The 13,380-nt window shown below is 68.4% G+C and carries 13 protein-coding genes; 5 read left to right on the top strand and 8 right to left on the bottom strand.

The window, feature by feature from the left end; genetic code table 11:
• Positions 1 to 112: 112 nt before the first annotated feature.
• Both FBZ87_RS11925 and FBZ87_RS11920 read right to left on the bottom strand, forming a co-directional pair.
• Complete coding sequence (locus FBZ87_RS11925; RefSeq protein WP_145610565.1) at positions 113 to 1,258, bottom strand: TonB family protein; 1,146 nt, start codon at positions 1,256 to 1,258, stop codon at positions 113 to 115.
• Between the two features lie 64 nt (positions 1,259 to 1,322).
• Positions 1,323 to 2,168, bottom strand: a complete 846-nt coding sequence (locus FBZ87_RS11920) for a TonB family protein (protein ID WP_145610564.1) — start codon at positions 2,166 to 2,168, stop codon at positions 1,323 to 1,325.
• A gap of 231 nt (positions 2,169 to 2,399) precedes the next feature.
• On the opposite strand from FBZ87_RS11920, the gene def reads away from it, so the two are divergent.
• The 3 genes from def (at position 2,400) to truA (ending at position 4,729) form a co-directional block, all read left to right on the top strand.
• Positions 2,400 to 2,906, top strand: a complete 507-nt coding sequence (gene def / locus FBZ87_RS11915) for a peptide deformylase (protein WP_145610563.1) — start codon at positions 2,400 to 2,402, stop codon at positions 2,904 to 2,906.
• A 133-nt stretch (positions 2,907 to 3,039) separates the two neighbouring features.
• Positions 3,040 to 3,984, top strand: a complete 945-nt coding sequence (gene fmt / locus FBZ87_RS11910; protein ID WP_145610562.1) for a methionyl-tRNA formyltransferase — start codon at positions 3,040 to 3,042, stop codon at positions 3,982 to 3,984.
• A gap of 4 nt (positions 3,985 to 3,988) precedes the next feature.
• Positions 3,989 to 4,729, top strand: coding sequence for a tRNA pseudouridine(38-40) synthase TruA (gene truA, locus FBZ87_RS11905; protein ID WP_145610561.1), 741 nt, complete (start codon positions 3,989 to 3,991; stop codon positions 4,727 to 4,729).
• A gap of 24 nt (positions 4,730 to 4,753) precedes the next feature.
• Here truA and FBZ87_RS11900 read toward each other — a convergent pair whose 3' ends face one another.
• The 4 genes from FBZ87_RS11900 to FBZ87_RS11885 form a co-directional block, all read right to left on the bottom strand.
• Positions 4,754 to 5,365: a hypothetical protein gene (locus tag FBZ87_RS11900; RefSeq protein WP_145610560.1), complete on the bottom strand. Its 612-nt coding sequence runs from the start codon at positions 5,363 to 5,365 to the stop codon at positions 4,754 to 4,756.
• Entirely contained in the window at positions 5,362 to 6,552 is a 1,191-nt protein-coding gene (dapE, locus tag FBZ87_RS11895) for a succinyl-diaminopimelate desuccinylase (protein ID WP_145610559.1), read from the bottom strand. Before dapE ends, FBZ87_RS11900 begins: the two co-directional genes overlap by 4 nt.
• 5 nt (positions 6,553 to 6,557) lie before the next feature.
• On the bottom strand, positions 6,558 to 7,403 hold the full coding sequence (dapD, locus tag FBZ87_RS11890) for a 2,3,4,5-tetrahydropyridine-2,6-dicarboxylate N-succinyltransferase (RefSeq protein ID WP_145610558.1): 846 nt from the start codon (positions 7,401 to 7,403) through the stop codon (positions 6,558 to 6,560).
• A gap of 163 nt (positions 7,404 to 7,566) precedes the next feature.
• Positions 7,567 to 8,316: a pyrimidine 5'-nucleotidase gene (locus tag FBZ87_RS11885; protein ID WP_145610557.1), complete on the bottom strand. Its 750-nt coding sequence runs from the start codon at positions 8,314 to 8,316 to the stop codon at positions 7,567 to 7,569.
• 219 nt (positions 8,317 to 8,535) lie between these two features.
• Here FBZ87_RS11885 and FBZ87_RS11880 point away from each other — a divergent pair, with 219 nt between their 5' ends.
• Together FBZ87_RS11880 and FBZ87_RS11875 are read left to right on the top strand one after the other, a co-directional pair.
• On the top strand, positions 8,536 to 10,254 hold the full coding sequence (locus FBZ87_RS11880; RefSeq protein ID WP_145610556.1) for a sensor domain-containing diguanylate cyclase: 1,719 nt from the start codon (positions 8,536 to 8,538) through the stop codon (positions 10,252 to 10,254).
• Positions 10,254 to 11,501: a DUF2336 domain-containing protein gene (locus tag FBZ87_RS11875; protein ID WP_145610555.1), complete on the top strand. Its 1,248-nt coding sequence runs from the start codon at positions 10,254 to 10,256 to the stop codon at positions 11,499 to 11,501. The genes FBZ87_RS11880 and FBZ87_RS11875 overlap by 1 nt, the downstream gene beginning before the upstream one ends.
• 4 nt (positions 11,502 to 11,505) lie before the next feature.
• On the opposite strand, the gene FBZ87_RS11870 is transcribed toward FBZ87_RS11875, so the two are convergent.
• Positions 11,506 to 12,303 (bottom strand): abortive infection family protein, encoded by a 798-nt coding sequence (locus FBZ87_RS11870; protein WP_145610554.1) that lies wholly within the window; start codon positions 12,301 to 12,303, stop codon positions 11,506 to 11,508.
• 136 nt (positions 12,304 to 12,439) lie between these two features.
• On the bottom strand, positions 12,440 to 13,366 hold the full coding sequence (gene argB, locus FBZ87_RS11865; protein ID WP_145610553.1) for an acetylglutamate kinase: 927 nt from the start codon (positions 13,364 to 13,366) through the stop codon (positions 12,440 to 12,442).
• Positions 13,367 to 13,380 lie beyond the last annotated feature (14 nt).

The following is a 13,380-nucleotide window of genomic DNA, read 5'->3' as shown; positions in this document are numbered from 1 at the left end:
ACCGCAACCAGGATGCCGCTAATGACCGCCTGGCTTCCGCTAGTCCGCATGAAGTCCCCCTTCTCATCCCCAAGAGATAAACGTTGCAGAAGTGAAAGAGGGTTGTCGCAGCTCAAGGTTTCGGCAGTGGCTTGTCACGAACGCGCGGGCCGCCCTTTTGCCGCGCGGGTAGTCGGAACAGATACTCGGCCTCGACGAGGGAGGTGAGCGGCGGCTTGGCCGATTTGGGATTCGCGCATCGCCAGCGATGAGAGTCCACGGCGGCCAGCAGCGCATCGTCCAACCTTTTATAGCCGCTGGACGACTGGATGTGCGCGGACGTGAACATCCCAGCGTCGTTGCAAAAGGCTGTGAAGCGAACCCGGCCCTCTTCTTTCAGTCTTACGGACTCAGGGGGATACGGCACTGGAAGGCGCGGTAGGGCAGCGCTGCTGATCTCAACCGGCAACTGCGGCAAGAATTGTCGTTCCCAGAACGGCATCGGCTTTGACGGCGGTGGCGGAGGGGGCGGGATTGGCTGCGGCGGCACCGGGGAGAGGCGGAACGTGTGGCTGTATGACCCCACCGTGGCCTCTCGGCTATCCGCCGGCAGCTGGCAACGCCATTTCCCGCTCTGCGCCGCGGCCAGGGTCGCTTGGTCCAAATCCGCGTGTGAGGAGGAATGGTCGATCGTGATGTCACTCAGCCGGCCGTCGGGTTGGCAGAGGAAGCGCAGGTCGACCCGGCCTTGCTCCCCGGCGGCGCGTGCGGCAGCCGGATAGACCGGCGGCGTCACCGTTTCCAGCTGTACCGCTGCTTCCGGAGGTGGTGGCCGGTTTGGCGTGGGGCGGCTTCCATCGCTCATCTGCAGCTGGAAGCGATACGCTATCTTGGTGCTGCCCCAAATGGCCCGCCGAATGCCGTCTGGCGGGTCGCCGTTGGCGTCATGGATGGCACACCCCCACCGGTGGGCACGGGCGGCGGTCAGCAAGGATTGGTCCAACCGCTCGTGGCCGCTGCTTTCCATGATCACGGCGTCGCTGACGGTGCCGTCGACGTCGCACAATACGATGAAGACGAGGCGTCCTTCCTCCTGCGCGGCAATGGAGTCCGGAGGATAGATGGGTTGCGCGTCGAAGAAGGACTTCGCGTCCAGCTTGACCGGGGAGCCAGCTGGTGATGGCGAGTCCGCAGGGATGGCGTGGGCCTCCATGGTCCAGGCGTCATACATCATGCTGAGAAACAATAGCCTGCCGATGTGGGCATACCACCTTGCCATGTCTCTCTCCGGGTTGTTGCCAAGACGATGGTTACGGAATTGATGGCGGTCGGCACCATGGTCCTTAGAAAGGCTGGGTGCCCGCTGGCGGGGGTCCCACTGGCGCCTCGGGCGGCACGAAGGCGTGGGCGACGAAGCCCCAGGAGGCCACCGGCGTATGGTCTGCGCCGGTGGTGGTGGGCTGACAGGCGGTGCCCGGAGGCACGGCGTCGGATAGGGCCGCGTCCAGGCGGGGGCTGCCAGCGCTGTTGATGACGCGGGTGGCGGTGACGTGGCTGTCCGCGCCGCAGAGAAAGGCGATGGCCACCGTGCCGGCCTCGCGCTGCGCCAGGGCCGCCGCCGGATAGGCGGGGCGCCTGAAGGCGCCGGGGGCCAGCTTGGCGTCCAGCGCCAGGTTCCACATGACCTGCTGGCTCTTGCTGTCCGTGGGCTCGGGAATGGTCACGCCGGGGTTGGCGGCGCGGGCGGCCGCCACCAGGTCGCGGATGTCCTCGGACGTCAGGTGCAGGCTGGCGGGGGGCGGTGGCGTGCGCAGCTTGAAGTTATAGCGGAACTTGGCCGGGCCGGTGACGACCTCGCCGGTTTGGGCATCGTGGCCGGGGAAGCAGCGCAGGCCAGGCACGACCGACAGCACGGCATTGTCCAGCCGGGCGTAGCCGCTGGGCTCCACCACCTGGGGATCGGTGACGCTTCCGTCCGCCTGGCACTGGACGCTGACGCCCACACGGCCTTCCTCGCCCGCGTGCGCCGACTCTGGCGGATAGTCCGGCTGCTTGAACGAGGCGAGGTCCAGGCGCGGCTTGGCCGGGTCGGGTTGGGCGGTTTGGTCGGCCGCTCCGGCGGCGGCCGGCATCAGAACCAGGCACAAGACGGCGAGCAGGTGTCCGCAACGGCGGTGTTGGATGGTCAAGCGCGTCTCCCCCGTTCACGCATGGCCTTAGCGTTAGAATAAACAGGATCGTGAAGCAACCGGTGGGATGCATGCGCCGCGCCCATGAACGCCCCCTGCACATCCACCCGCATACCCCCCGCTACGCAACCGGGCCTTGCCCTGGCGGCCGGCTTCCCCTATCTCGCAGATGGGCGAGCGTTTATACTCACCGCCCTCATTCACCAGCCGCCTGATCCGGACACGACACCCATGGCCCTCCTGCCCATCCTGACCGTTCCCGACGCCCGCCTGAAGAAGAAGTGCGCGCCCATCGCCAATGTCGACGGCCGCGTGGTGAAGCTGATGGATGACATGCTGGAGACCATGTACAAGGCGCCCGGCATCGGCCTGGCCGCCCCGCAGATCGGCTTGCTGGAGCGCATTATCGTCGTCGACGTGTCCGAGCATAAGGAAGGCGCCAAGGAACCCATCGCCATGGCCAATCCGGAGCTGCTGTGGCTGTCGGATGAGACCTGCGTGCACAACGAGGGCTGCCTTTCCATCCCCGAGATCTACGCCGACGTGGTGCGGCCCAAGCAGATCCGCGTGCGCTACGTCGACCGCGACGGCAGCGTGCAGGAACGCGATTGCGACGACCTGCTGGCCCGCTGCATCCAGCACGAGGTTGATCACCTGAACGGCGTGCTGTTCATCGACCACCTGTCCTCGCTGAAGCGCAACATGATCATGCGCAAGGTGACCAAGGCGGCTCGCTGACGCTGTTCCCTCAGGCGCCGGGCGCGGCCGTCCGGCCGCTTGGCTATCCTCGATTTCCAGTCCGCTACGCTCCCCGGAAATCTCCGGGGCCCGCGGTCGCAGGCCTGGTTCACTTGTTTGGTTGGAGGCAGCCATGACCCGCCTGCGCCTTGCCTTCATGGGCACGCCCGACTTTTCCGTTCCGGTGCTGGACGCCCTGGTCGCGGCCGGGCATCAGGTCGCCTGCGTCTACAGCCAACCGCCCCGCCCCGCCGGGCGCGGGCACAAGGAGCAGCTGACGCCGGTGCACGCGCGGGCCCAGGCGCTGGGCATCCCGGTGCGCACGCCGCGCACCCTGCGCAACGAGGAGGCTCAGGCGGAGTTCCGGGAGCTGAACCTGGATGTCGCGGTGGTGGTCGCCTATGGCCTGATCCTGCCGCAGGCGGTGCTGGACGCGCCGCGCCTGGGCTGCCTCAACATCCACGCCTCGCTGCTGCCCCGCTGGCGCGGCGCCGCGCCCATCCAGCGCGCCATCCTGGCCGGTGACGCCGAGAGCGGCGTCACCATCATGCAGATGGAGGCCGGGCTGGACACCGGCCCCATGCTGCTGGAGGAGCGCATCGCCCTTACCCCGCGCATGACCGCCAGCCAGCTGCACGACGGCCTCTCCGTCCTGGGCGCCCGCCTGATCGTCACGGCGCTGGACCGCCTGGCGGCCGGCGACCTGCCCGCCACGGTGCAGCCGGAGGAAGGCGTGACCTACGCCGCCAAGCTGACCAAGGAGGAAGGGCTGCTGGACTTCACCAAGCCGGCGGCGGATCTGGATCGCCAGGTGCGGGCGCTGACCCCCTGGCCCGGCACCTGGTTCGAGGCGGCCCTTGAGGGTGGTGCGATTGAGAAGATCAAGGTGCTGGCGGCCGAGCCCGTGGCCGGCACCGGCGCCCCCGGCACCCTGCTGGATGCCAACCTGACCGTGGCCTGCGGCGAGGGCGCCTTGCGCCTCACCACCGTGCAGCGCCCGGGCAAGGGCCCGGTCGAGGGGGCGGCCTTCCTGCGCGGCTTCCCACACGCGGTGGGCAAGCCCATCGCCGCCGTCTGACCCCATGCCGCGCTGGAAGCTCACCGTCGAATATGACGGCCGGCCCTACCAGGGCTGGCAGTTGCAGCCGCACGGCCCCTCCGTCCAGGCCTGCCTGGAGGAGGCCATCCGCCGGTTTTCGGGTGAGGCGGTGCGGGTGCATGCCGCCGGCCGCACCGATGCCGGCGTTCACGCCCTGGGCCAGGTCTGCCATTTCGACCTGGAAAAGCCGACCAAGGCCGACACGGTGCGCGACGCCCTGAACTTCCACCTGCGGCCGGAGCCCGTGGCCGTGGTGAGGGCGGAGGCGGTGGCGGACGACTTCCACGCCCGCCTGTCCTGCAAGGGCCGCGCCTATCTCTACCGCATCGTCAACCGCCGGGCGCCGCTGGCGCTGGACGTCGGCCGCGCCTGGCACGTGCCCATGGCCCTGGATGCCGACGCCATGAACGAAGGCGCCCAGCGCCTGGTGGGCAACCACGACTTCACCAGCTTCCGCGCCAGCATCTGCCAGGCCAAGAGCCCGGTGAAGACGCTGAGCCTGCTGACGGTGAGCCGGGTTGGGGAAGAGATCCACATGGTGGCCCGCGCCCGGTCCTTCCTGCACCACCAGATCCGCAACATGATCGGCACCCTGCGCCTGGTGGGCGAGGGCAAGTGGACGCCCGATGACGTGACCCGGGCGCTGGAGGCCCGCGACCGCGCCGCCGCCGGCCAGACCGCCCCGCCGGACGGGCTGTATTTCACCGAAGCCTGGTACGAGTAGAGCCCACCCGTAACTGAAGCGCGTCTAGCCCACCGCCGCCATGAGAGGCCCGCGCACCAAGTTGGAGGCCAACTCCGTGGTGACAACGTCCAGGAAGACGAAGCCGGTGGCGGTAATCCAACCCGTACCCAGGACGGCGCGGGCGACATAAGCCTCGTAAAACAGGTTCCAGAAATAGCTCACCCACACGATGGACAGCGCCATGGGGGTGGACAGCCAACCGGTATGGGCCAGGGCGGCAAGCGGCAAGACGACAATCAGCGCGACGACCCCGCTCCAGTTGAAGCCAGCGACGAGGCGGGGGAACAAGGCGCCGTTGCCCTGTAGATGCAGAATGCGCTCGACCATCAGGAAATAGGCCAGGGTGCTGATGGTATAGGTCAGGAGCAGGGACGGGATGGCCCGCGCCAGGGGAGCCATGGGTGCGGTTGGCGGCGCTTCTCCGACGAGGACCAAGGGGTGGCCCATCCAACGCTCCACCGTGTCCAGCGCCACCAGGCCCGGCAGCAGGGCCAGGAATACCCAGAAGCTGCGCAGCGCCCCGGCGCGGTCGGCCGGGAAGCGGGCGGCGGCCGTCTTGTCCAGGAAGACCAGACGAAGGGCGCCGGCCAGGCTGCGGCCCAATTCCCCCATCACGCGGCGGCGCCGTGGGCCGCGAACCAGTCGGCCAGAACGCGGGCGTAGATGTCGGTCAGGCGGGTCAGGTCGTCCACGGCGATGTGCTCATCCACCTTGTGCATGCTGGCGCCCACGCCGCCGAACTCCACCACCGGGCAGTGGTTCTTGATGAAGCGGGCGTCGGAGGTGCCGCCACTGGTGCTCAGCTCCGGCTCCAGCCCTGTGACGGATTGGACCGCTTGCGAAACGATACCGCTCAGCTGCCCCGGCGGCGTCAGGAAGGCGTCGCCGCTGACCGTCACCTTCACGTCCCACGCCCCGCCCACGTCGGCCAGGACGCCGCGCACGTGGGCCTCCAGGCTGGCCGGGCTGTGCAGGTCGTTGAAGCGGATGTTGAACACCGCCGTGCCCTTGGCCGGGATGATGTTGGTGGTGGGGTTGCCCACGTCGATGGTGGTGATCTGCAGGCTGCTGGGTTGGAAGTGCGGCGTGCCCTGGTCCAGCGGCTCCCCCGACAGGCGGGCCAGGGCCTGGGCCAGGCGGGGCAGGGGATTGTCGGCCAGGTGGGGATAGGCCACATGGCCCTGAGCGCCCAGGCTGGTGATGGTGAAGGTGATGCTGCCCCGCCGGCCGATCTTCATCATCTGGCCCAGGCGCTGCGGGTTGGTGGGTTCGCCCACCAGGCAGGCGTCCAGGCCCTCGCCCCGCTCCGCCAGCCAGCCCAGCACCTTGCGGGTGCCATTGATGGACGGGCCTTCCTCATCCCCGGTGATCAGCAGGCTGAGGCTGCCCACCATGGGCAGTCCGGCGGCCTTGTGCCGGGCCACGGCGGCGACGAAGGCGGCGATGGCCCCCTTCATGTCCGATGCCCCCCGGCCGAACAGCCGGCCGTCGATGATGTCCCCGGCAAAGGGCGCCACCGTCCACGCCGCCTCATCCCCCACCGGCACCACGTCGGTGTGGCCGGCGAAGCAGAAGTTGGGGCCGGCGTCGCCCAGCCGGGCGTACAGGTTCTCCACCGGCGCTGTCCCTTCTTCCGTGAAGGGCAGGCGGTGGCAGGTGAAGCCCAGGGCGCCCAGCACCCCTTCCAGCACGCCCAGGGCGCCGGCGTCGGCCGGCGTGACGCTGGCGCAACGGATCAGCGCCTGGGTCAGCGCCACCGGGTCGGTGGCGTCCAGCGGCGTGGAAAGGGGTCTGGCGGCCATGGGGATCAGTCCCGCAGCAGGTCGTTGATCGAGGTCTTGGCCCGGGTCTGCTCGTCCACGCGCTTGACGATGACGGCGCAGTACAGGCTGGGGCCCGGGGTGCCGTCGGGCAGGGGCTTGCCAGGCATGCTGCCGGGCACGACGACGGAGTAGGCGGGCACGCGGCCGATGAAGACCTCACCGGTGGCGCGGTCGATGATCTTGGTGCTGGCGCCGATGTAGACGCCCATGGACAGGACGGCGCCCTCCTCGACCACCACGCCCTCGACCACCTCGGACCGGGCGCCGATGAAGCAGTTGTCCTCGATGATCACCGGGCCGGCCTGCAACGGCTCCAGCACGCCGCCGATGCCCACACCGCCCGACAGGTGGACGTTGGCGCCGATCTGGGCGCAGGAGCCGACCGTGGCCCAGGTATCGACCATGGTGCCCTTGCCCACGCGGGCGCCGATGTTGACGAAGCTGGGCATCAGCACCACGCCGGGGGCGATGTAGGCGCTGCGGCGCACGATGGCGCCGGGCACGGCGCGGAAGCCGGCGGCGCGGAAGCGGGCGTCGTCCCAGCCTTCAAACTTGGTGGGCACCTTGTCGAACCAGGTGCTGCCCCCCGGCGCGCCGGGCATCGGCGCGCTGTCCGTCAGGCGGAAGGACAGCAGAACGGCCTTCTTCAGCCACTGGTTCACCACCCAGGCGCCATCCACCTTTTCCGCCACCCGCAGGTCACCCCGGTCCAGGGCCGACAGCGCCTCGTTCACTGCGTCGCGGGTGGCGCCGGTGGTGCTGGCGTTCAGGGTGTCGCGGGTTTCCCACGCTTGCTCGATATGGCTCTGCAGGTCGGTGAAAGCGGTCATGGGGCGTCGTCCGGATGGCGCCTGGTCGGCGGCTTTGGGGGCGGAGGTGTCCGATTAAGCGGGGGGACAATGGCGGGGGGCTTCGACCCCTGTCAACGCCCCCGGCGGCAGGCCAGACCCTACTTTAGCAGCCTCTCCCGGACATATTCTTGCGTGGGCGGGCCTACTTGGGACCGGCCAGGTCAGCCACCACCTGGGCCAGCCAGGCGGGCACGTCGGTGATGCGGTGCTGCACATAGGGCAACGCCGCGGGCGGCGCGTCGGGGTTGGGCAGGGAAAAGGGCGAGTCCGTCTCCACCAGCACGGTGGCCATCCCCAGTGCCCGGGCCGGTTCCAGGTTGCGGGCGATGTCCTCCACCATCACGGCGCGGGTGGGGTCGATGCCGTGGCGCTGGATCAGCGTGGCGTAGGGGGCGGGGGTCGGTTTGGGGGTGAAGTCGGCGGCCACGATATCGAACACGGCGTGGAACTGGTCGGCCACGCCCAGGCGCCGCATCACGTTCTCCGCATGGCCGGCCGAGCCGTTGGTGTAGATGATCTTGCGCCCCGGCAAGGCCGCCAGGCTTTCCGCCATGGCCGGCTGCGGCAGAATGGCGCTGACGTCGATGTCGTGGACATAGTCCAGAAAGGGTTCGGGCTGCACCCCATGGTTCAGCATCAGGCCGCGCAGGCTGGTGCCGTACTGGCGGAAATAGTCTTTCTGCAGGCGCTTGGCCGCGTCGGCGTCCAGGCCCAGGGCCTCGGCGATATAGGCGCCGATGCGCACATCGACCTGGGCGAACAGGTTGCACGCCGCCGGATACAGCGTGTTGTCCAGGTCGAAGATCCAGGTGTCGACATGGGCGAAGGGGCTGCCCATGGGCGCATGGTCGGCGGGGGTGACGGTCAGGGGCGCGGCGGTGTCGGTCATCATGGCCCCCACCATGGGCCCGCCGGCCGTTCCGGGCAAGCCGCGACTGACCACCGGCGGGGCCCGCACCCTATCCTGACGCGGCACGGGGTGCCCGTCCGGGCCAGTTGCCGCCATCCGGGGAGTAAGCTACTCCTTTGGGGAGGCGGGCTTGCCGGTCCAGGTATTTGAGCCCAAGGACTTGGCGGGCGCGGGCGGCTGTTGGGCGCGCGAGGCGGGGGCATGGGTTCCGATTTGATCGATGGCCAGGCGTTGCTGACGGGGTGGGCCGGTCCCGGGCTGGCGGTCGATGCCGAGGGCCGGGTCACCGCCGCCAATCCGATGGGCGCCCAGTTGCTGCTGCGTGACGACGGCTGGCTGGATCTGCTGTCGCGCTGGGTGGCGGATGGCGGCGTGCTGCAGCCCGGCACCCACTCCAGCCCCCTGCCGGACCAGGAGGTGGTGGAATGGACGCCGCTGTCGCTGCCCCCTGACGGGGCGGGCCGCGCGCAGTACCTGCTGCTGGGGCGCATGGCCACCCTGGAACGCCGCCTGCGCCAGGCGCTGACGGAGTCGCGCCAGCGCTATAAGGACCTGGTGGAAATCTCCAGCGACTTCGCCTGGGAAACCGGGCCGGACGGGCGTTTCGCCTTCGTCTCACCCGCCGGGGCCATCGGCTATCGGCCGGACGACCTGGTGGGGCGCCACCCCAACGACTTCCTGTTGCCGGAGTTCGACGACGGCCTGTCGCCGTTCGAGGCGCGGGACGCCATCGAGCGGGTGGAGGTCTGGCTGCGCGCGGCGGATGGCCGCCCCGCCTGCCTCATCTCCTCCGCCCTGCCGCTGACGGGGCCGGACGGGCAATGGGTCGGGGCCCGCGGCGCTTGCCGCGACATCACCGACGCCCGGCTGCGCGCCATGGAACTGGCCCAGGTGCGCCTGCGCGAGCGCTACCTGGGCTACATCGTCTCCTCCACCCGTGACGACGTCGACCCCGCCCGCACGCTGGAGATCGCGGCCGGCGTGGCGGTGAACGCCACCGGCGCCGCCGGCTCCGCCCTGCGCGCCCGGGTCGAAGGGGCGGACAACTACGTCCCCGTGGGCGTGGCGGAAAACATTCCGGCGGAGCTGGAGGCGACGCTGGCCGAGTTGCCCCACCGGGCGGCGGAAAGCGAGGGGCCGGTGACGGTCACCGCCGCCGGTTATGACGTGCTGGCCGCCCGCACCCTGTTCCGCCATGAGGTCAACGGCGCCGTCCTGGTATGGCGGCCCACACCCGAAACGGTTCCCGACAATGGGCCTGGGGTGGGCGCGAAAGAGGGTGGCTGGTCGGCCGACGATTTGTCCATGGCCCGCACCATCGCCGACCATGTCGGCGCCGCCATCGCCCAGGCCCGCTACCAGGAACGGCTGAAAACCCTGTCGGAGCGCGACGGCCTGACCGGCCTGTACAACCGCCGCACGGTCATGGAACTGCTGGGCCAGCGCCTGGGCGCCAAGACCGGTGGCGCCTCGGCCCTGCTGTATTTCGACCTGGACAACTTCAAGGCGGTGAATGACCTGCGGGGGCACACCGCCGGGGACGACGTGCTGCGCGCCGTGGGCGATTTGCTGCGCCGCATGGCGCGGCCGGGCGACCTGGCGGGGCGCCTGGGCGGCGATGAATTCGTGCTGTGGGTCGACCGCGTGGACGAGGCCCAGGCCCTGTCGGTGGCCGACCGCCTGCTGCGCGAGGCTGCGGAATTCCTGCGCCCCCTGTCGGCCGGCCCGGAGAAGCCGCTGGGCGTCTCCATCGGCGTGGCCGTCCACCTGGGCGGGGGAGGCGAGCCGGTGCAAAGCCTGGTGGACCGCGGCGACCAGGGCATGTACGCCGCCAAACGTCTGGGCAAGGGCCATCGCTGCCTGTCGCCCGCCTATAGTGACGACACCGGGAAAGAGGGTCCCGGGGAAAAGGACGAGTGATGGGCGGACTGGACTACGATACCGCCAAGAAGCTGGCCACCGGCGACGCGGCCGACCGGCGTTTCGTCGCCTCGCGCGCCGAGACCCAGCCGGAAATCCTGTACCTGCTGGCGACCGACAAAAGCGCCGAGGTGCGGCGGGAGATCGCGCTGAACAGTTCCACGCCCCGCCAGGCGGACATGATGCTGTCCACCGACGTGGACGAGGGCGTGCGCAGCGGCCTGGCCTCCAAGATCGCGGCCCTGGTGCCCACGCTGTCCGCCGACCGGGTTGGGCAGATCGAGCGCATGACCCTGCAGATCCTGGAGACGCTGGCCCGCGACCGGGCGGTGGCGGTGCGCGGCGTCATGGTGGCGGCGCTGAAGGACATGCCCAACGCCCCGCCCACGGTCATCCAGCAGCTGGCCCGCGACCTGGATGCCTCCATCTCCGGTCCCGTCCTGCGCCACTCCCCCATCCTGACCGACGACGACCTGCTGGAGATCATCGCCGGGGCGCCGGAGGATGAGCGCCTGTGCGCCATCGCCGAGCGTGCCGACGTCAGCGTCGCCGTGTCCGACGCCATCGTGCAGACGGAGCGCGAGGCGGCGGTGGCCAGCCTCTTGGGCAACGCCAGCGCCCAGATCCGGGAAGAGACACTGGACCGCATCCTGGATCTCGCACCCAAGCATGAGCCCTGGCACGCCCCCCTGGTGCGCCGCCCCCACCTGCCGCCGGCGGCGGCCGCGCGCATCGCCGGCTTCGTCACCGACAGCCTGGTCAAGGTGCTGGAAAGCCGCAGCGACCTGCCGGCGGAAACCCGCCAGGCGATCACCCAGGCCGTGCGCCAGCGCCTGCCCGCCGCCAAGGCGGGCAACGCGACCGGCAACGGGCTGGTGGATGAGGAGGAAGCCCCCAAGGAGCGCCCGGCCGACCGGGCCCGGCGCCTGCACAAGGAAAAGAAGCTGACGGAGGATACGGTGACGATGGCCCTGGGCCAAGGCGACCGCGGCTTCGTCATGGCCTCGCTGGCGCTGCTGTCCGGCCTGCCCCTGCCCATCGTGGAAAAGATCATCGCCGGCCAGAGCCCGCGCGGCGTCACCGCCCTGTGCTGGAAGGCAAAGCTGACCATGCGCGCCGCCCGCCAGGTGCAGATGCGCCTGGCCCAGATCCCCCCGTCCAATGTGCTGAACGCCCGCGAGGGTACCAAATACCCCATGACGGACGACGAGATGAAGTGGCAGCTGGAATTTTTTGGGGTTGAGTGATCGGCTAGCTGCGCTGACTGCGAGCGTTGGCGGTTTCGACCAAGAATAACGCCATGCTGCCAGCAAGGTTTACAGCGAGCGCAGCATGTCGAGGAGCTACCTTGAATCGCTTCCTACCTGGATCATGCGCATCACCGATCTTATTACGTAGTGCGCCGAGTCCTTCAACGACGCTCGAGACGCTTCCTAAGATACGCCGGAACACTTCTTCTGAGTGTTGAGATGGCGCGATATTCAGCCGTTCTGATGCGAACTTGTAAAGCTTAGGCAGATCGTCATTCGGGCTGTACAGAGCGGCACCCGTGTCATCCTCCAGTATGTGCTTGCATACACTTTCTAGAAGCGTCCTCGCGGAGGTAACTGCTCCACTAGGGTCAGTTTCGCGCCTCGATAGTGCCTTCTGCCATGCGTCAGTAACGCCTTGAGCGTCAAAACTGATGAGCGTGTCTGAAATTAGGAAATCCGCAGGAGACGCACCGGATTCCAAATAGTTGATTAGGCTTACGAACTGATCGCGGACGAATTGGCGGCGTGGCGCCCACTGGCCGGAATGAGATTTCAGGAATGCCCACATAGATCCCGTGTCGTGGGCTGACCGTACGAATTGAGGAACTAAAGTTTTTGTTGTTGGGTCATTCATAAATTCTAGACGAAGGACCCGATAAACCTCGTCGACCATTTTCCCCTGCCCTTCGCATAGAGAGATGAGGCCATTGCGCAAGGCCATGGCCCTCTCAAGCCTTTCCAAAGGCAGCTCCGCGACAGGGTTGCGGCGAGGAGAGTCAAAGATGTCAGAGCTCATCCGTTGATTGTATGCAACGGCAGAGCTTTATCCACAGGCGAGGGGGCGGAATTCTGAGCCGCTGCCTATTCAAAATGCAAAACGCCGGGCGGATCACTCCACCCGGCGTTTCACGCTTCAAGGACCGTGGGGGCGCTTACTTGTGGCCGATGAGTGTGCCGGCGCCGCCCTCGGTGAAGATTTCCATGAGGATGGCGTGGGGCACGCGGCCGTCCAGGATGACGGCGGCATCGACGCCCTTTTCCACCGCCTGCACGCAGGTCTCGATCTTGGGGATCATGCCGCCGCTGGCGGTGCCGTCGGCGATCAGGGTCTTGGCCTGTTCCACCGACAGCTCGGGGATCAGGGCCTTGTCCTTGTTCAGCACGCCGGCCACGTCGGTCAGCAGCAGCAGGCGCTTGGCGTTCATGGCGGCGGCCACGGCACCGGCGGCGGTGTCGGCGTTGATGTTGAAGGTCTCACCATGCGGGCCGAAGCCGATGGGGGCGATGACCGGGATCAGGCCGGCGTCCTGGATGCGGCGGATCATGCCCGGGTTGACGTTGAAGGGGTCACCCACGAAGCCCAGGTCCAGCACCCGCTCGATGTTGCTGTCGGGGTCGCGCTTGGTGCGCATGACCTTGCGGGCCTCGATCAGGTTGCCGTCCTTGCCCGACAGGCCAATGGCCTGGCCGCCCTGGTCGTTGATCAGCTGCACCAGCTGCTTGTTGATGGAGCCGGACAGCACCATCTCGACGATCTCGACCGTCTCCTTGTCGGTGACGCGCAGGCCGTCGATGAATTCCGATTTGATCTTCAGCCGGTCCAGCATCTGGCCGATCTGCGGCCCGCCGCCGTGCACCACGATGGGGTTGATGCCCACCTGCTTCAGCAGGACGATGTCACGGGCGAACATCTCGCCCAGGCGCTCGTCGCCCATGGCGTGGCCGCCATACTTCACGACGAAGGTCTGGCCGGCGTAGCGGCGCATGTAGGGCAGCGCTTCCGACAGGGTCAGGGCCTTGCCCAGCCACTCCTCACGGGAGGCGGCCAGGGAGGAGGAAGCGGCGGTGGCAGCGGTCATCGGCTCGGGATCCG

The organism is Nitrospirillum amazonense (assembly GCF_007828035.1).
Taxonomy (GTDB): Bacteria; Pseudomonadota; Alphaproteobacteria; order Azospirillales; family Azospirillaceae; genus Nitrospirillum; species Nitrospirillum amazonense.
The sequence above is the reverse complement of the archived record's forward strand: the minus strand, read 5'-3'. Positions and strand labels throughout refer to the sequence as shown.